An 18,662-nucleotide genomic window follows, 5' to 3' on the forward strand; every position below is an offset into this window, starting at 1 on the left:
CCTATTCCGGCTGCTCTGCGACGCTCAACGGTTCGAGCGCCGCGCGTAATTCGGCGGGCAAATTCACCGGGCGCCGTGTGACACGATTCACATACACATGCACGAAGTGTCCTTGCGCGGCGGGTTGATCCTCGCCTTCCTTGAAGAGACCGACCTGATAGCGCACGCTCGATGTGCCGAGCCGTATGACGCGCAGGCCCGCGTCGATCCGGTCGGGGAACACCAGTGGCGCGAAGTAGTTACAGTGCGTCTCGACCACGAGGCCGATCGTCTCGCCCTGCTCGAAATCGAGCACGCCGGTGCGGATCAGATACTCGTTCACCACGGTGTCGAAGTAGCTGTAGTAAACGACATTGTTCACGTGACCGTAGACGTCGTTATCCATCCAGCGGGTAGGGATCGTCAGGAAATGCGGGTAGGCGCTGCGCGCGGCGGATGCGGGTTTGTTCATGCTGGCGTGGTCGTCTCGGGCGTTATCGTGAACGTTGTGCGGCTGGTTGTTTTCGTCAATGCGAGTCGGTCAGCATGCGCTGCGAGCGCCTTCGCTGACGGCGCATGGTCAGACGCGAAATGTTAGCCGTGCCGCGCTACTCGCTGAGCACGGCTTATCGACGTGTCCGTCGCCCGGCTCACTGCCCCGGTCTTTCGACGAACTCGAACGGCAGGCCGCGCCGCCGCATCCATTCGCCGAGCGCCTGGCCGGTGCCCGCGCGCCACGGGCGCAATTTGGCCGGCTCGACCAGGCGGTACTCCAGCAATTCCGGCGACAACGCAATCGTGCCGTACGCCTTCACGTGATAAGCGATGATCAGTTCGTTCTTGCGGATGAATTCGTACACGCCGATCAGCTCGACCGTCTCCGCGTGCAACGAGGTTTCCTCGAGCACTTCGCGGGCAATGCCCTCTTCCGGCGTCTCGCCGTTTTCGAGGAAGCCCGTGATCAGCGCGAACATGCCCTCCGCCCAGGCGGCATTGCGCGCCAGCAGAATCTTGCCTTCGTATTCGACGATGGCCGCCACCACCGGCAGCGGATTGTTCCAGTGGACGTAGCCGCACGTCGGATCAGGGCAGGTCTGGCGGATGCGGCCGCCCTCGTGTGCAGCGTCGGCGCGCTCGGTCAAAGGCGTGGCGCAGCGTGGGCAAAATCTGTGTTCGGTCATGGCGAAGAGGACGTCTCGTTTGTCTTGTGTGATGGCTTGTAGCTTCTGGGTGTGACGCTCGGTTTGCGCTTGCCGCTGTACGACGCGGCACTGCGCTGTACTAGCTGCGAGCAATAGCGGATGCGTTTGGCTTCTGCTGCGTGGTGTTCGGTATTCGGATTCCGCCCTGTTCGGTGGCGCGATCGTGTTGCGGATCGTATTCCAGCCAGCGCGAGGATTCGTGCGCAGGCAAGTGGACGATGCGACGCAATCCCGAACTGCCATTTCGGCGCGTTGGGTCGAGTACTCATCCCGGACAGTCCCGTCGCACACTCCCGTCGAGCACTCACGCCGCGCACAACTCGCGCACCTCGGCGGCGAACCGCTCAACCGTTTCCGGCTGCGTATCCCACGCGCACATCAGCCGGCATCCGCCTGCGCCGATGAATTCGTAGAACTTCCAGCCACGCGCGCGCATGGCCTTGGCGGCTTGCGCGGGCAATTGCGCAAAGACCGCGTTCGATTCTCCGGGGAACATGATGCTCACGCCCGGAATTTCCTGCAACCGCGTTTGCAGCAGTTGCGCCATCGCGTTCGCATGACGCGCGTTGCGCAACCACACGTCGTTGTCGAGCAACCCGAGCCACGGGGCGGAAATGAAGCGCATCTTCGAGGCCAGTTGGCCGGCTTGCTTCAGGCGGTAGGCGAAATCGTCGGCCAGCGCGCGGTCGAAGAACACCACCGCTTCACCCACCGGCAAGCCGTTCTTGGTGCCGCCGAAGCACAGCACGTCGACGCCCGCGCGCCACGTGATCTCCGACGGATGCACGTCCAGTGCGGCGACCGCGTTGGCGAAACGCGCGCCGTCCATATGCACTTTCAGATGACGCCGTTTGGCGATCGCGGCGATCGCCCGCACTTCCTCGACGCTGTAGACCGTGCCGACTTCCGTCGATTGGGTCAGCGTGACGACTTTCGGCTTCGGGTAGTGGATGTCGGCGCGGCGCGTGACTACGGCTTCGATCGCATCCGGCGTGAGTTTGCCGCCGATGCCCGGCGCCGTCAGCAGTTTCGAACCGTTCGAGAAGAACTCCGGGCCGCCGCATTCGTCGGTTTCGATGTGCGCGAGTTCATGGCAGATCACCGAGTGATACGACTGGCACAGCGACGCGAGCGCCAGTGAATTGGCCGCTGTCCCGTTGAACACGAAGAACACTTCGCAGTCGGTCTGGAACAGTTCGCGCAGGCGGTCGCACACCTGGTTGGTCCACGAATCGTCGCCGTAGGCCGGCTCGTGGCCGCTGTTGTTGGCGGCGATCAGCGCGTCGAGCGCTTCGGGACAGATGCCGGCGTAGTTGTCGGACGCGAAATGTTGCATGGCGGGCGGCGCGTCCGGCGATGGGCGCGCTGGGATGACGGGAAAGCGGTCATTTTAGTGCGCCCTTCGGTTATTTGTTTCCCGGCGATTGCGGGATGCGCAGGGATGCCCGCGTCGACACACGCTCAGCTGCAGCCGCAATCGGGCATGCGGCCCCGGCCGCGCGGCATGCGCGCGACGACGATCAGCCCGGCCGCGCCCAGCAGCAACGCGCCAGCCGCCAGCCACAAGGCCGGCGAAAACGATCCGGTCTGCTCGGCGATCGGCGCGGCAACCAGTGGGCCGACAATCTGACCGACGCCGTAGGCCGCCGTCGCGTAGCCCATCAGACCGGCAGCGTCGTCGCCACGGAGACGCCGCGCCTCGCGCATCGCGAACAGCGTGATGGCGGTGAACGGCAGGCCGATCAGAATGCTGCCGAACGAGAAGCCGCCCGCTGTCGGCCAGACGATACCGAGGGCGATGCCGCACGCCTGCAGCACATAGCAGCCGGCGAGCAGCGTGCGGTTGTCCCAATGCACCGGCAAACGCGCCGCCAGCAGCGCGCCGACGATCAGCGCCGCGCCGAACATCGGCCAGAACAGGTCGGGCCATGATGAGCCGGGCAATGCGTGACGTGCGATGACAGGCAGGAACGTCGCGGTGATGATGTAGCCGAAACCGGGGATGCCGTAGAGGAGGATGAGCCAGAGGGCGTCGGCGTGGTGGGGGGCGGCGTGGTGGGGGGCGCGGGTGGCGGTGGGTTGGACGGCGGCGTGTTGGATTGGCGTGGGTTGGGTGACGGCGCTTTGAGCTGCTGCGGGTTGGGTTATTGCGCTTTGGGTTGCTGCGCCTTGGGTTGCTGCGCCTTGGGTTGCTGCGCCGTGAACTGCTGCACCTTGAGCTGCGGCGCGTTCCGTCGTGCCGAATTGGCCGGCGACACGTTGGCTCGACGTGCCAGCACTCGCCTGGTCACCGCTACCAGAGCCGACCATGCGAGCGCTCCGACTTTTTTCTCCACCGCCGGACGCCGCGCCAAACACCGGCCAAACCACAATCGACAGAACCACCCCAATCAGCCCGAACCCAAGCCACCCCATCGTGGCCCCGTACCCACCCGCCACGCTGACCAGCAGGCCCGTGCCGACGATGCCCACGCCCGGTCCCGTATAGATCACCCCGCCCCACCCGTGCGCACCGAGTTCGGCGAGCCGCCGCAGGCCCCACTGGGATGCGAATACGAACGTCCAGGCGCTAATCGCGCCCGCGATGAATCGTACCGCTGCCCAGATCCAGAACTGGCTCGTCACGCCCATCGTCAGCGTCAGCAGCACCGTCGCGGCGAGCCCCGCGCGCACCATGCGCGCCGGCTCGATCCGCAGCGCCGCGCACGTGACCGCGCCGACGAAATACCCCGCGTAATTGAACGACGCCAGCCAGCCGCCATGCTGAATATCGAGCTGCGGCTGACCGAACCCGCTGCCGTGAAGCATCAGCGGCAAAAGCGGCGTGAATGCAAATCGCCCGATACCGAGCGCAACGGCCAGCGTGACCATGCAGGCAAGCGCCGCGCGGCGGGCGGCGTGGCGTTCGGAGAAGCTGCCGTGTGCGGTGGAGGCGAGGTCGTTCATGAGCGGGCGGCGACAAATGCAGTCAATGGTTCAGATGGCTTACATCCATAGTAGCTTGACCTTTCAATCACGAAAAATGAATAATTGGGATATCACCCATCGCCTAGAGAGAATCATGGATCTGGCCGCTTTGACCATTTTTCGCGCCGTCGTGCGGGAAAACGGCGTGACGCGCGCTGCTGCCAAGCTGAATCGCGTGCAATCGAACGTCACCACGCGCATCAAGCAGCTTGAAGAACAACTGGGTACCGACCTGTTTATCCGCGACGGCCGCCGTCTCGTGCTGACGCCCGCCGGCGAGACGCTGCTGCCGTATGCCGAGCGCCTGCTCGCGCTCGCGGACGAGGCGCGTCACGCGGTGCGTGAGGATCGTCCGAACGGGCGGTTGCGTTTGGGCACGATGGAAAGTGTCGCGGCTACGCGACTTCCCGCACTGCTCGCGCGTTATCACCAGCAGTGGCCCGCCGTCGCGCTGGAACTCGAGATCGGCACGACCGGCAAGCTGATCGAGCGGGTGCGTGAATTCGAAGTGGATGCGGCGTTGGTGGCGACGCCGTTGGATTCGGCCACGCTCGGCGAACTATTCGAGTCGGTGCCGGTGTTTCGGGAAGAGCTGGTGATGCTGACGCCGCGCGGGCATCGGCCGATTCGCGACGTTCGGGACATTGCGCTGTCGACGCTGATCGCGTTCGAGCGTGGCTGTGCTTACCGGTCTTATATCGAGAAGTGGTATCTGGAGCACGGCGTGAGGCCGGCGCGCGTGCTGGAGCTGGGCTCTTATCACGCGATCGTGGCTTGCGTCGCCGCTGGCGCGGGCGTTGCGGTCGCGCCTCGATCGGTGCTGAATTTGCAGACCGATGCCAGCAATATCGCGGTGCATGAACTGCCCGATATCGGCGTGATCGAGACACTGCTGGTGTGGCGGCGCGGGCATTTTTCGTCCGCGCTGAACGCGTTGAAGCAGGCGCTGGTTATGCGGCAGGATGCGGTGAGCTTGCCCGAGACCGTGACTGCAGCGGAAGGCGCGGCCTGATCTTTTGACTTCGCGGGCGCGGCGTGGCACTGCGCTAATCCACAAGGCGGCGCGCCAGATCCTCAAAAAAACTCAGGCCACGCGACACGCCCAACCTTCCGGCGCCCCGCGTGACCCAATCACATCAAAATCAAAGCTGGCCTTCGACCCAACCCTTGACGCCAGCCAGCGCCGCCGGCAGATTCGCCGGCTCGGTGCCACCAGCCTGAGCCATGTCCGGACGGCCACCGCCCTTGCCGCCCACTTGCTGCGCCACGAAGTTGACCAGCTCGCCTGCCTTAACCTTCTTGCTCGCGTCCGCCGTGACGCCGGCGATCAGGCTCACCTTGCCGCCTTCGACCGACGCCAGCACGATCGCCGCGCTCTTCAGCTTGTCTTTCAGCTTGTCGACGGTTTCGCGCAACGTCTTGACGTCCGCGCCTTCGAGCGTGGCCGCCAGCACGTGTACGCCGCCAACTTCGATCGCCTGACCGGCCAGTTCGTCGCCCTGGCTCGACGCCATCTTCGATTTCAGCGCGCTCAGTTCCTTCTCCAGCGACTTCACCTGCTCCTGCACCTGTGTGATTCGCTGCGTCAATTCCGACGGTTGCGCCTTCAACACAGCCGCGGCCGCATTGATACGCGCGTCGAGGTCCTGCACGAAGCGCACAGCGTTGTCGCCCGTGATCGCTTCCACGCGACGGATGCCCGCCGCCACGCCGCCTTCCATGACGATCTTGAAGAAGCCGATGTCGCCGGTGCGATGCACGTGCGTACCGCCGCACAATTCACGTGAGAAGCCCAGGTCAAGCACGCGCACTTCGTCGCCGTACTTTTCGCCGAACAGCGCCATCGCGCCGCCCTTCACCGCTTCGTCGAACGGCATGACGCGCACGATGCCCGGCGCGTTCGCCAGCACTTCGGCGTTGACGATTTCCTCGACGCGGCGGATCTGCTCGTCCGTCACCGGCGCGTTGTGCGCGAAGTCGAAGCGGGTCTTGTCCGCGTCGACGAGCGAGCCCTTCTGCTGCACGTGCGAACCGAGCACTTCACGCAGCGCCTTGTGCATCAGGTGCGTGGCCGAGTGGTTGCGTTGCGTGCGAGCGCGGCGCACCGCGTCGATTTCTGCCTTGACGACGTCGCCGACCTTCAGCGTGCCCTGTTCGAGCGTGCCGTGATGACCGACCACGTCGGCTTGCACCTTCAGCGTATCGCTCACCGCGAAGCGCACGCTCGCGTTGGCCAGCACGCCCTGGTCGCCGACCTGGCCGCCCGATTCCGCATAGAACGGCGTGTGGTCCAGCACGACGACAGCCTGCTGGCCGTGGCTCACTTGCTGCACCGAGGCACCGTCCACGTACAACGCGATCACCTTCGCGTCGTCGAAGACGATTTCTTCGTAACCGTGGAACGTGGTCTTCGCACCCGAGTATTCGAGGCCTTGCGCCATCTTGAACTTGCCCGCCGCGCGCGCCTGCTCGCGCTGACGCGCCATGGCTTCGTCGAAGGAGGCTTCGTCGACCGTTACTTCGCGCTCGCGGCACACGTCCGCCGTCAGATCCAGCGGAAAGCCGTACGTGTCGTGCAGCTTGAATGCGAGTTCGCCGTCGAGCGTCTTGCCGCCCTTGGCTTCGAGGTCGGCCAACGCGCTCTCGAGAATCGACATGCCGTGCTCGATGGTCTCGAAGAAGCGCTCTTCTTCCTGACGCAGCACGTCGGTCACGCGTTGTTCGGCTTCCTTCAGTTCCGGGTAGGCGCCGCCCATTTGCGCGACGAGGTCGGCCACCATGCGATGGAAGAACGAACCCTTCTTGCCCAGCTTGTAGCCGTGGCGGATCGCGCGGCGCACGATCCGGCGCAGCACGTAGCCGCGGCCTTCGTTGCCCGGAATCACGCCGTCGACGATCAGGAACGAGCATGCGCGAATGTGGTCGGCGATCACCTTCAGCGAGTTGTTGGTCAGATCGCTCACACCGGTTTCGCGGCCAGCGGCCTTGATCAGCGCCTGGAACAGGTCGATCTCGTAGTTGCTGTGCACATGCTGCAGCACCGCGGCGATACGTTCCAGACCCATGCCGGTGTCGACGCACTGCTTGGGCAGCGGCGTCATGTTGCCTTGCGCGTCGCGGCTGAACTGCATGAACACGAGATTCCAGATCTCGATGTAGCGGTCGCCGTCTTCCTCGGGCGACCCCGGCGGGCCACCCCAAACGTCCGGGCCGTGGTCGTAAAAGATCTCCGAGCACGGGCCACACGGACCGACGTCGGCCATCTGCCAGAAGTTGTCCGACGCGTAGCGCGCGCCCTTGTTGTCGCCGATGCGGATGATGCGCTCGACCGGCACGCCTACTTCCTTCGCCCAGATGTCGTGCGCTTCGTCGTCTTCGTGATAGACGGTGACCCACAGCTTGTCTTTCGGCAACTGGTACACGCCCGTCAACAACTCCCACGCGTAGTGGATCGCGTCGCGCTTGAAGTAGTCGCCGAACGAGAAGTTGCCCAGCATTTCGAAGAACGTGTGGTGACGCGCGGTGTAGCCGACGTTTTCCAGATCGTTATGCTTGCCGCCGGCGCGCACGCTGCGCTGCGCGGTCGTGGCACGCGAATACGGGCGCGATTCCGCGCCGAGGAACACATCTTTGAACTGCACCATTCCCGAATTGGTGAAGAGCAGCGTCGGGTCGTTGCCGGGCACAAGGCTCGACGAGCGAACGATCGTATGGCCCTTCGATTCGAAGAACTTGAGGAATTTCTCGCGGATTTCGGCGGCTTTCATAGCGGGCGGGGGACGGTCCTGGCTGTTACCGGCGGCATCGTGGGATGCGCCAACTGTTTGTTTCTTAAACGACTGATTATACGGGATCGGCGCCCGTGCGCGGCAGCGCGCCCCGCATGGTTGGCCGTTCGGCCAGGTTTGAGCGGGCGGCGTGGGACACGAGGCGTAGGACATGGCGGGACTTTGCGGGGCGCGTCATTCGTCCTATGCCGTTCGGCCGACTGCGCCTGCGCGCGGGAATCGCTTAAGATTGCCTCCATCCCGCAGCGCCTCGCGCGCCGCCTGGCTACTCGCAACTACGTGCATGGGAAAGGAGACATCAAACAATATGGGCGCTCTCAGTCATATCCGCGTGCTGGATCTCACACGCGTGCTCGCCGGCCCCTGGTGCGCGCAGACTCTCGCCGATTTCGGCGCCGACGTGATCAAGATCGAACGCCCCGAAGTCGGCGACGACACCCGCCACTGGGGGCCGCCGTACCTCAAGACGCCGGAAGGCGAGGACACGCGCGAAGCCGCGTACTACCTTGCGGCGAACCGCAACAAGCGCTCGGTCACCGTGGACATCGCCTCGCCCGAAGGCCAGCGGATCATCCGCGAACTGGCCGCGCAGAGCGACGTGGTGCTGGAGAACTACAAGGTCGGCCAGTTGAAGAAGTACGGTCTGGACTACGCATCGCTTAAAGAAGTGAAGCCCGACATCATTTACTGCTCGGTGACCGGCTTCGGGCAGACCGGGCCGTATGCGCAGCGTGCCGGGTACGACTTCATCGTGCAAGGCATCGGCGGCTTCATGAGTATCACTGGCGAGCGCGACGGCCAGCCGGGCGGCGGCCCGCAGAAGGCCGGCGTCGCGATCGCCGACCTCATGACCGGCATGTATTCGACCGTCGCCGTGCTCACCGCCCTCACCCACCGTGACCGGACGGGCGAAGGCCAGTACATCGACATGGCGCTGCTCGACGTGCAGGTCGCGATGCTTGCCAACATGAATTCGAACTACCTGGCGAGCGGCCAGCCTCCGGTGCGCTGGGGTAATGCGCATCCGAACATCGTGCCGTATCAGACCTTCCAGACAAGTGACGGCTGGATCATCGTCGCGGTCGGCAACGACGGTCAGTTCCGCAAGTTCGTCGAAGCGGGCGGCCGCCCGGAACTGGCGGACGACGAGCGTTTTGCCACCAACCCGGCGCGTGTGCGGAACCGCGACATCCTCGTGCCGATTCTCGCGGAGATGGTCCGCCTGCAGGGCAAGCAGCAATGGATCGCCGCGCTCGAGGCGGCGGGTGTGCCGTGCGGGCCGATCAACGATCTCGGCGAAGTGTTCAAGAACGAGCAGGTGGTGGCGCGCGGGCTGCAGGTGGATCTGCCGCATCCGTCCGGCGGCACGGTCAAGCTGGTGCGCAATCCGATCAATATGACCGGCACGCCACCTGAAGCGCTTGCGCATCCGCCTATGCTCGGGGAGCACACGGAGAGCATTTTGCGCGACGTGCTCGGGTATGACGAAGCGAGGATCGCGGCGTTGCGGGGGAAGGCGGTGATTTGACTGTGGCGGTGGCACGGGGGTGGGGCTCAGCGCAGGCGTTACTCAGCGACGGTTTGGCGCGGCTCGACGTTGTGCGCTGGCGCGATTGCCAGATCGCGAGGTGTCGAGATGGGGCGTTCGCGGGCTGCGAGGCAACGAGGTAGCGTGCGACGCGGCGACTTGGCCGGCTGGCCTGCGAGGTCTGCTAGCTTGGCGGCTTGCAGCTTGCAGCTTGCAGCCAAGGATCAGCTAAGCGCCCCGCCAGCACAAGCCCTCACCTCATTTCAACGCGCCGCGCCGAACGACTCCAACCACTTGCGCCCTTCGTCCCAATCGCCGAGCCCGCTGTCCGCGTTGATATGGCCGCGCGGGCCGATGTCGATCCAGCGGCTGCCCCACGCGTTCGCACAGGTCTGTGAAAACGGCACACCGCCGTAGGGATCATCGCTGCTGGCCACGACAATGGTCGGAAACGGCAACCGCTTGAGCGGCACAGGTGCGAAACCGCGCGCGTCCAGCGGAAAATGCGCCTCTGCCGGATCGGGCAGCGCGACCAGCAACGCGCCCGCCACCTTCGCAAGTTGCGCGGCGCTCGCATATTGCGCCGCCCAGAAAGCCGTCGTCAGGCAGCCGAGGCTATGCGCGGCGAAGACCACGGGCGCATCGGCGGCGTCCACGGCGGCGTCCAGCGTGCGGCACCAAGCGTCGCGCTCAGGGTGATCCCAGTCCGGCATCCGCACCCGCACGAATGCCGGATTCAGTTCTTCCCAACGCGTCTGCCAGTGGCCGGCGCCGGAGTTCTGGTAGCCCGGCAGAACCAGCGTGGTGGATTGTTTTCGTACACTCATCCGCGTTCCCGTCGTCGATTGTTAGTCGCAGTTTATTGTTTTTGGCCTACGCTTTTTGCCCGCGTCGCCGCAAGCCCGCATCGCCGCGTCAATGCATCACGCGCCCCACACCCACGCCGCGCGGATCAGCCGCCGGCACGGGTGTCGTGCCCTCGATGCGGATCATCTGCACGTCGCCGTTGAACGACTGCCCCTCGAGCGTGTAGCCCTTGGCTTGCAACTGCTCGGCCAGTTCACCCGTGATCGGACGATACGGCTCGAAATAGATCGTCTTCTGCGGCAGCAACTGGTGGTGGAAACGCATGGCGGCGAGCGCGTCGGTGGGCGACATGTTGAAGTCGTACAGGTCGGTCATCACCTGGAAAATCGACGTGAGAATGCGCGAGCCGCCGGGCGTGCCGATCACGAGCGACACCTTGTTGTCCTTCAGCAGAATGGTCGGCGTCATCGACGACAGCGGACGGCGTCCCGGCGCCACCGTGTTCACTTCGGCGCTGCTCGCGCCGGCGGGCTTGGTGACGAAGTCGTCCATGGCGTCGTTCAGCAGGAAGCCGCCGCCGTCCACCACCACGCCCGAACCGAAGTCTCCGTTCAGCGTGTAAGTGTTCGACACGGCATTGCCCCACTTGTCGACCACCGAGAAATGCGTGGTTTGCGCCTTCTCCGGGGCCGCGTCGCCAAGGCCCGGCTTCACCGGCGCGGCGCCCGGCACTTCGTCGGGTTTGACTTCGTCGGCGCGCTGCGCGAGGTAGGCGTCGTCGATCAGTTTGCCGGTCGGCACCTTGTACGCATCCGGATCGCCCAGGTATTGCTGGCGATCGGCGAACACGCGGTCCTCGATCTGCGCGATCAGATGGATGTACGGCGCGGAGTTCAGTTCGAGGCCGTCGAACGCCTGCTTCAGGTCGGCTTTCATCTTCAACATCTGGATCAGCCCGACGCCGCCCGAACTCGGCGGCGGCGCGGTGACGACCTGATAGCCGTTCCAGTCGGTGGTAAGCGGCTGGCGCCACACGGCCTTGTATTGAATCAGATCCTGTTTCGTGACCATACCGTGGCCGTACATCTGCTGGGCGATCAGGTCCGCAGTGCGGCCCTCGTAGAACTCGCGTCCACCATCGCTTGCAATGCGCGACAGCGTCTGCGCCAGTTCAGGCTGGCGGTACGTCACGCCCGCCTTGAGATTGGAGAAGTAGGCGTCGAAGTTGGTCTTGCCGGCGAAACTTTTCGCCGCCGCGTCGTGGCGTTGCTGCAACCACGGCTCGACCTGGAAACCATCGGTGGCATAGCGGATCGCGGGCGCGAGCACCTGCTTCCATTTCAGTTTGCCGAAACGCTGCTGCGCCTCCCACATGCCCTCGACGGTGCCCGGCACGCCCACCGCGCGATGGCCGACGGCGCTCATGCCCGGCAGCAGATTGCCTTTGTCGTCGAGATACATGTCGCGGGTCGCCTGTTGCGGCGCGCTCTCGCGATAGTCGAGGAAGTACGGCTTGCCGTCCATGAACACGGTCATAAATCCGCCGCCGCCGAGATTGCCCGCATCCGGCGCGGTCACGGCCAGGGTGAAGGCGACGGCGACGGCGGCATCCACCGCGTTGCCGCCGGCGGCGAAGATCTGCTGCGCCGTGTCCGCGCTGTAGCGGTCCGGCGCGGCCACCGCCGATGCGTCGAACACGGCCTTGGGCGGCGGCGTTTTCGCCAGCGCGACCGCGGGCGCGACCATAGCGCCAGTGAAAGAGGCGAGCATGGCCGACACGGTCAGGACCCGGGCCAGAGAAAGAAAGGTGAAAGGCGCGCGAGGCGCGCCGTGCGTCGGGACAGACATCCGAGAAACTCCGGCAACTAAGGGCGCCATGGTGCACGAACGACAGGAATTCGTGCAAGGCGACAAAGGGCGGTGCGGCCTGCGTGGACGGCTGCGACGAGTGCACGCGCTGCGCGCTGTGGCGCAAGCTGCACTGCCCCGGGAAAATATCGGGCGGCGGGCATGTAAGGCGAGGCGAGACGGCCGGTGAGCCTTGCTATGCGCGGTGATTTCCCGCCTGCGGTCTCATATTGCGTGAAATGCGGCCTGGCAAGGCATGATGCGGCCTCAACGCGGGCACATACGGCCCATTGCGGCGCCAGGACATTTCACGCGGCCATACCGCGCAGCCCTCGCGGACGAACCCGCGCCGCTCGCATCCTAAGTCGGCGGCGGGCGCGTGAACAAAACGTTTTACCTCCTGTTACAGCGCCGGCCTGACCCCTGAATTCCCACCAAAATGGCTCAAACGTTGGCTACACGCCGCACTCGCCTTCCGCGACGGGACTCGTCAGGTAGAATTGTCGGATAAGAGGACGCATTGCGCGCCCCCGACAGACTTTCACCTTCTCGCATGAATACCGAACGCAACGACGCGCCAGCGGCATCCAATTTCATCCGCAACATCATTGACGACGACAACCGCACCGGCAAGTGGGGCCAGCGCGTCGAAACGCGCTTTCCGCCCGAGCCGAACGGTTATCTGCATATCGGTCACGCCAAGAGCATCTGCCTGAACTTCGGCGTGGCGCGTAGCTACGGCGGCGTGTGCCATCTGCGCTTAGACGACACCAACCCGGAAAAGGAAAGCGTCGAATACGTCGACTCGATCATCGACGCCGTGCGCTGGCTCGGCTTCGAGTGGGAAAAAGGCGGCAAGGCCGAGCTCTACTACGCGAGCGACTACTACGACAAGCTGTACGAATTCGCCGAACTGCTGATCGAACGCGGCAAGGCCTACGTGGACAGCCAGTCGGCCGAAGAAATGCGCGCGAACCGCGGCTCGGCCACGGAAGTGGGCACGCCGTCGCGCTTCCGCGAGCGTTCGGTGCAGGAGAATCTCGACCTGTTCCGCCGCATGAAGGCCGGCGAGTTCAAGGAAGGCGAGCACGTACTGCGCGCGAAGATCGACATGTCGTCGCCGAACTTCAATATGCGCGATCCGGTCATCTACCGGATCCGTTTCGCGCATCACTACCGTACCGGCGACACATGGTGCGTGTACCCGATGTACGACTACACGCACTGCATCTCGGACGCGCTGGAAAACATCACGCACTCTCTGTGCACGCTGGAGTTCGAAGACCATCGTCCGTTGTACGACTGGATTCTCAATGAACTCGCCGAGGCCGGCATTTTCACGCGCCCGCTGCCGCAGCAAATCGAATTCTCGCGCCTGAACCTGACCTACGCGATCACCAGCAAGCGAAAGCTGCTGCAACTGGTGACCGAAGGCCACGTGGAAGGCTGGGACGATCCGCGTATGCCGACCATCGTCGGCGTGCGCCGGCGCGGCTTCACGCCGGAAGCGATCCAGCTGTTCTGCGAGCGCATCGGCGTGACCAAGGTCGATTCGTGGATCGACATGAGCGTGTTCGAAGGTGCGCTGCGCGACGATCTGGACAACAAGGCGCCGCGCACGGCCGCCGTGCTCGATCCGGTCAAGCTGATCATCGACAACTTCCCCGAAGGCGTGAGCGAGCCGTGCAATGCGCCGGTCCACCCGCATCATCCGGAAATGGGCCTGCGGGAGTTTCCGATTTCGCGCGAACTGTGGATCGAACGCGACGACTACAACGAAACGCCGCCGAAGGGCTACTTCCGCCTGTTCCCGGGCAACAAGGTGCGCCTGCGCTACGGCTACGTGATCGAATGCGTCGGCGCGGACAAGGACGAGAACGGCAACATCGTCGCGGTCCATTGCAACTACTTCCCGGACAGCAAATCGGGCACCGAAGGCGCGAACAACTACAAGGTCAAGGGCAACATCCACTGGGTCAGCACGGCAACCGCCTGCCCGGCCGAAGTGCGCATCTACGACCGCCTGTTCAAGGAACCGCAACCGGACGCCGGCGGCCGCGATTTCCTCGAAGCGCTGAATCCAAATTCGAAGCGCGTGGTCAACGCCTACCTTGAGCCGGGCGCACGTGAAGCCCTGCCGGAACAACGCTATCAGTTCGAGCGTCACGGCTATTTCGTCGCCGACCGCGTCGATTCGAAGCCGGGTAAGCCCGTATTCAATCGCATCGTCAGTCTGCGCGACAGTTGGGGCAAGCCGGCGTAAGCTGGAACGCACCCTTTTGCAGCGCATCTGAAGTTGGATACGGCGTGCGTCTTGATCGAAAGATGCACGCCGTTTTGTTGCACCATGTTCCATCGACAGTGACGGCGCGGCATCCGCAAACGCCAGTCCGGGAGGTCCGATGAAAGTTGCAGGCCGCCGCAGGGCGAGTACCCGGCACACGACGGGGCACACGGCGCATGCCGCGCGTTTCGTCCATGGCGCGCGTTGCGTGCTCGTGGCGCTGACTACCTTCGGCGCGGCGTCGCTCGCCTGCTCCGCTCAAACGGACGAACTCACTGGCACGCTGAAGAAAATTCACGACGACGGCGTGGTCGTGCTCGGCGTGCGTGAAGCGTCGATTCCTTTCTCCTACTTCGACGGCAAGGGCACGGTCGGCTACTCGCAGACCATCGCGCTGCAGATCGTCGAAGAGATCAAGAAGACGCTCGGCATGCCGCAACTGAAGGTGCACGAGATCACGGTGACCTCGTCGAACCGTACGCCGATGCTGCTGAATAACCAGATCGATCTGGAATGCGGCTCGACCACTCACACGGTGGAACGCGAAAACGTGGCCGCGTTCTCGAACAGTTTTTTCCAGTATGCGGTGCGCATGATCGCGCGCAAGAACGCCGGCATCACGGATTTTCAGGATCTGGCCGGCAAAGCGGTCGTGACGACCGCGGGTACCTCGGATGAACGCCTGCTGCGCCGCCTGAACACCGACAAGCTCCTGAACATGCGCATCACCAGCGCGCGCGATCATTCCGAGGCCTTTAACACGCTCAAGGACGGCCGCGCCGTGGCCTTCGTGATGGACGAGCCGATCGTGTATGGATTCAAATCGACCGATCCGCGTCCCGACGATTTCGTGGTGACCGGCACGCCGCTGGGCTACGAAGTCTATGCATGCATGTTCCGCAAAGGCGACGAACCGTTCCGCGCGCTCGTCAACGGCGTGATCACGCGCGGCCAGACGTCCGGCGAAGCGGAGCGTCTGTACAAGCAGTGGTTCACGCAACCCATCCCGCCGCACGGCATCAATCTGAATTTTCCGCTGTCGGAGCAGAACCGCAACCTGTTCGCGCATCCGAACGACCGCGCGCTCGACTGAACCGTGAGGCAAGCGGTTCACGCAGCCGCCGGCCGCCTCGCCGCTACAGCGACCGATGCAGTTCCACGAGCGACAGCGTGGTCTGAAAGAGCCGCGTGAGACTGCGGCTCGCATACTTGTCCACTTCGTCGGGCGCGGCCCAGCGGTAGGCATCCATTTCGGGAATCAGCGTGCCGTCGGAGCGGCGTGGAAAGAGCGACGTGCAGGTGCACACGCTCAGATCGAGTTCATCGACGGTGGCACGCGCGCCGAACAGATGCAGATCCTTGTCGCGCCGATAGACGAACAGGCCGAGGTCTTTCAGACGCTCGGGTTCGATGGCGATACCGGTCTCCTCGACCATCTCGCGCAGCGCCGTGACATGCGGCGCCTCGCCTTCTTCGCCGTGTCCTTTTGGAATGTCCCAGTGCGACGTTTCGGTGGCATGTGCGAGCAGCACGCGGCCGTCCGGGTCAAGCAAGACGATGCCGCACGAGATAACCCGTGTGCTCATCGCCGCACCGCGTCAAGCCAATGCAAAGATCCATCGACACGCACGCGCGCGGCTTCGAGCCGCGTCGGTTGCCAACCGGCGCGTGCCGTCATCAAGGCCTGCATGCTCAGTGCTTTTTCTGCAATTGCCAGGTGCCGCTACCCTGCTTGCAGAACTGCGGGCGCAGGTTCATCGATTGCCCCTTGGCACGCAGCACGACGCCGAGGTCGCGGCACGTGCGATCGCCCTCTTTGGCCGTGCTGGCCATGGTGATCGCGGCGTCGATCTTCACGCTATTGCCCGTGCCTTCGTTGACCCAGTTCGCGGTTTCGCCGTCCTGCTTGTCGTTCAGCGCGGAGAAGACCGCCTTTTTGACGGAGTCGATGTCGCGTTGCTTCATGTAGCTAATCGGCGTGTCGTTCAGAAAACCAAGATTCGCAGCTTGCGCGCCGATCGCAGCACCCAGCAACAGGCTAGCGGCGATCAGTTGAGACAGGACACGGGTTCGCATCGACATGAAGGGTTCTCCTCGGAAGTGTTCGGCGGTCTCGAGCGCGCATGGCGCCTCGTGATCTGGACCCCAAAAGCATAGCATGCCCCCCTCGAAGGGACCGCGAGAAACGGCCGCGTGCCGAAGTGGACGAACGAGCGCCAGCCTTGGCACACGACGCGCCTCATTCCCAGAATCAGGCGCCAGCGGACATAGTAAGCGCCCCTAATTTTAGGACGGCTCCGATTCCTGGCACCAAGACGTTTTCTTAAGATTGATTAGTTGCGCCTCCGCGCCAATCAGAATCTGAAGACGTCCCGCCATGCACACCCTCGCCGCCCTCGAAACCATTGCTATCGCGCTTGCGCTGCTGTGCGTCGCGCTCGTGCCGGTTGCGATCAGCCGCGATCCCGGACTCGCGCGGCGCGTCGTGCGGATGGAAGCCTTGCCTCACGCCCGCTGGCCCAATCTGCTGACGCGCGTCGGCATCGCCTGCGTGTTGCTCTCCTTCGCTCTGCTGCTCGCCAGCTGCTATTACATGCTGGCGAGCGCCGGCAACTAATGCTGGCCTGAGCGACCGGCTACGCCAGCCGCCATCGCATCACCTGCATCACTTCGCGGCCACTGAATCGGCCGCCCCGCTTCCCGCCTTATACCCGTCCGTCAGCGTCTTCAGAAACGCGACCACGTCCTTGATTTCCGCCTCGTCGAGCGCCGGCTTGTCACCCGGCTTGCGGTCGAACGGCGGATCGGTATTCAGATTAGCCCAGTACTGCTGAGGCAGATCGTCGAACTTCCGCACTTTGCCTTTCGCCACCGGATAGAACTTCTCCGGGTTCGTGTCGCGCTGGGCATAAAAGCGCACTACCTGATCGAGCGAATGGTAGATGCCGTTGTGGAAGAAGCTTTTCTTCAGCGCCACATTGCGCAGCGTCGGTGTGCGGAAGATGCCGCAAAACTCGGCGCGGCCCTTCAGATCGGTGCGCTCCGGGCCGCAGGCGCCCAGGTCGTAGAAATGCGGATCGCGATTCACGGACAGCGCGCGATTGCGCGGCACGCCGATCGCGATCAAACCGAAATCGCTGAACTGCGGCGGCGCGCCGTCCATGGTGCGCTGGCTGATGTGACAGCTCGCGCAATTGCCTTTTTTCTCGTCATTGAAGAGTTGCAGGCCGCGCAGTTCGGCTTGCGTCAGCTGCGCCTTGCCCGCCAGATAGGCGTCGTATTTGCTGGTGTACGGATAGAACGTTTCCGGCGTCTGCTCGAAGGTTTCGAGCGCTTGCAGCACGGCTTTGAAGGTGGCGTCGTCGCTATCGAAAATCTGTGCGCCGAAGGCCGCGCGGAAAGCGTCGGCGTATGGCGCGGCCTTGACTGCCGCCGTGACTTTGGCCGGCGTGCTGCCCATTTCGAACGACGACAGCAGCGGAATGCGCGCCTGGTCGCCGCCTCGGTCGACGCGGCCATCCCAGGTCAGGCCGCCGGTCGGTCCCGCATCCACGCTTTCGTCGCCTTCGTCGTCCGACTCGTGATAGTGCTCGGCGAACGCCGGCACCGACTGCAGATACTTCAACGTCGGCGCGGCGCGCATGCCGGTACGGTGCATATCGTTGCCGCCCAGTTGCACCGACAACGCATTGGCCGGCGAGAACCCATGCTCCGGACTGTGACACGACGCGCAAGCGAGCTTGCCCGAACCGGAGAGCGACGCGTCGAAAAAAAGCTGCTTGCCGAGCGCCGTCATCTGCCGCACGGATTCGTAGACTTGCGCACGGGACTGGCCCGTTTCATGAGCGCCGACTTGCACAACCGACGTCGCCGACGGCACGGACGAAGGCGACACGCCAGCGCCCGTGCTCGCCGCGGCACTCGCGACGGCACCCGTGCCCGGCGCACCCGCATCGCACACGGCAAGCGTCAAGGTCATGGCCGTCAGCGCGAACGCTGTCGCTTGCCGCATGCGCTTCGCTGCGAGCCCGGCGTCATGCCGCGCCTCGACCCGAGCCATTATTTTCCGAATCCCCGTCAGACCTGGCCGCATATGAAAGATGTGAGTTTGCGATAGTGAAGTCCGCGAGCGTATTTCATCCGCATGTCGTTTAAATGACATATAGCCGACGATAGTTTTCAATCAGAAGTGATTCGTAATTAATTACATCTTTCTGTCAAATTGCCTTGCCAAACTTTCGCCCGCGGTCATCCGTGTA

Annotated in this window: 15 protein-coding genes; 5 read left to right on the top strand and 10 right to left on the bottom strand. The window is 64.0% G+C overall.

Features of this window, described 5'->3' with window-relative positions:
* Position 1 precedes the first annotated feature (1 nt).
* The 4 genes from HF916_RS43090 to HF916_RS43105 form a co-directional block, all read right to left on the bottom strand.
* Positions 2 to 451, bottom strand: a complete 450-nt coding sequence (locus HF916_RS43090) for an acyl-CoA thioesterase (RefSeq protein WP_168794738.1) — start codon at positions 449 to 451, stop codon at positions 2 to 4.
* 178 nt (positions 452 to 629) lie between these two features.
* Positions 630 to 1,160, bottom strand: coding sequence for an NUDIX domain-containing protein (locus tag HF916_RS43095; protein WP_168794739.1), 531 nt, complete (start codon positions 1,158 to 1,160; stop codon positions 630 to 632).
* Between the two features lie 325 nt (positions 1,161 to 1,485).
* Complete coding sequence (locus HF916_RS43100; protein WP_012433803.1) at positions 1,486 to 2,517, bottom strand: threonine aldolase family protein; 1,032 nt, start codon at positions 2,515 to 2,517, stop codon at positions 1,486 to 1,488.
* A gap of 125 nt (positions 2,518 to 2,642) precedes the next feature.
* A complete protein-coding gene (locus tag HF916_RS43105) occupies positions 2,643 to 4,127 on the bottom strand; it encodes a YbfB/YjiJ family MFS transporter (protein ID WP_168794740.1) in 1,485 nt (494 codons plus the stop codon).
* Positions 4,128 to 4,242: 115 nt separating this feature from the next.
* Between HF916_RS43105 and HF916_RS43110 the strand changes: the two genes are divergently transcribed.
* Positions 4,243 to 5,160 carry a LysR family transcriptional regulator gene (locus tag HF916_RS43110; RefSeq protein WP_168794741.1) on the top strand — a complete coding sequence of 306 codons (918 nt, stop codon included), beginning with the start codon at positions 4,243 to 4,245 and terminating at the stop codon, positions 5,158 to 5,160.
* Between the two features lie 130 nt (positions 5,161 to 5,290).
* Here HF916_RS43110 and alaS read toward each other — a convergent pair whose 3' ends face one another.
* Positions 5,291 to 7,915 (bottom strand): alanine--tRNA ligase, encoded by a 2,625-nt coding sequence (gene alaS / locus HF916_RS43115; RefSeq protein WP_168794742.1) that lies wholly within the window; start codon positions 7,913 to 7,915, stop codon positions 5,291 to 5,293.
* Positions 7,916 to 8,243: 328 nt separating this feature from the next.
* Between alaS and HF916_RS43120 the strand changes: the two genes are divergently transcribed.
* Positions 8,244 to 9,464 carry a CaiB/BaiF CoA transferase family protein gene (locus HF916_RS43120; RefSeq protein WP_168794743.1) on the top strand — a complete coding sequence of 407 codons (1,221 nt, stop codon included), beginning with the start codon at positions 8,244 to 8,246 and terminating at the stop codon, positions 9,462 to 9,464.
* A 263-nt stretch (positions 9,465 to 9,727) separates the two neighbouring features.
* On the opposite strand, the gene HF916_RS43125 is transcribed toward HF916_RS43120, so the two are convergent.
* On the bottom strand, positions 9,728 to 10,291 hold the full coding sequence (locus HF916_RS43125) for an RBBP9/YdeN family alpha/beta hydrolase (RefSeq protein WP_168794744.1): 564 nt from the start codon (positions 10,289 to 10,291) through the stop codon (positions 9,728 to 9,730).
* 88 nt (positions 10,292 to 10,379) lie between these two features.
* Positions 10,380 to 12,119 carry a gamma-glutamyltransferase gene (gene ggt / locus HF916_RS43130; protein WP_168794745.1) on the bottom strand — a complete coding sequence of 580 codons (1,740 nt, stop codon included), beginning with the start codon at positions 12,117 to 12,119 and terminating at the stop codon, positions 10,380 to 10,382.
* Positions 12,120 to 12,672: 553 nt separating this feature from the next.
* On the opposite strand from ggt, the gene HF916_RS43135 reads away from it, so the two are divergent.
* Entirely contained in the window at positions 12,673 to 14,382 is a 1,710-nt protein-coding gene (locus HF916_RS43135) for a glutamine--tRNA ligase/YqeY domain fusion protein (protein ID WP_168794746.1), read from the top strand.
* A gap of 139 nt (positions 14,383 to 14,521) precedes the next feature.
* Positions 14,522 to 15,496 carry a transporter substrate-binding domain-containing protein gene (locus HF916_RS43140; RefSeq protein WP_168794747.1) on the top strand — a complete coding sequence of 325 codons (975 nt, stop codon included), beginning with the start codon at positions 14,522 to 14,524 and terminating at the stop codon, positions 15,494 to 15,496.
* A 43-nt stretch (positions 15,497 to 15,539) separates the two neighbouring features.
* Here the strand turns inward: HF916_RS43140 and HF916_RS43145 are convergent, their stop codons facing one another.
* Together HF916_RS43145 and HF916_RS43150 are read right to left on the bottom strand one after the other, a co-directional pair.
* Entirely contained in the window at positions 15,540 to 15,989 is a 450-nt protein-coding gene (locus HF916_RS43145) for an NUDIX hydrolase (protein ID WP_168794748.1), read from the bottom strand.
* A 106-nt stretch (positions 15,990 to 16,095) separates the two neighbouring features.
* Positions 16,096 to 16,485 carry an RT0821/Lpp0805 family surface protein gene (locus HF916_RS43150; protein ID WP_168794749.1) on the bottom strand — a complete coding sequence of 130 codons (390 nt, stop codon included), beginning with the start codon at positions 16,483 to 16,485 and terminating at the stop codon, positions 16,096 to 16,098.
* Between the two features lie 295 nt (positions 16,486 to 16,780).
* Between HF916_RS43150 and HF916_RS43155 the strand changes: the two genes are divergently transcribed.
* Positions 16,781 to 17,020, top strand: coding sequence for a hypothetical protein (locus HF916_RS43155; RefSeq protein ID WP_168794750.1), 240 nt, complete (start codon positions 16,781 to 16,783; stop codon positions 17,018 to 17,020).
* Between the two features lie 48 nt (positions 17,021 to 17,068).
* Here HF916_RS43155 and HF916_RS43160 read toward each other — a convergent pair whose 3' ends face one another.
* Entirely contained in the window at positions 17,069 to 18,463 is a 1,395-nt protein-coding gene (locus HF916_RS43160; protein WP_206001981.1) for a cytochrome c peroxidase, read from the bottom strand.
* Positions 18,464 to 18,662: the final 199 nt, after the last annotated feature.

Origin of the sequence: Paraburkholderia aromaticivorans (genome assembly GCF_012689525.1) — a bacterium.
Taxonomy (GTDB): Bacteria; Pseudomonadota; Gammaproteobacteria; order Burkholderiales; family Burkholderiaceae; genus Paraburkholderia; species Paraburkholderia aromaticivorans_A.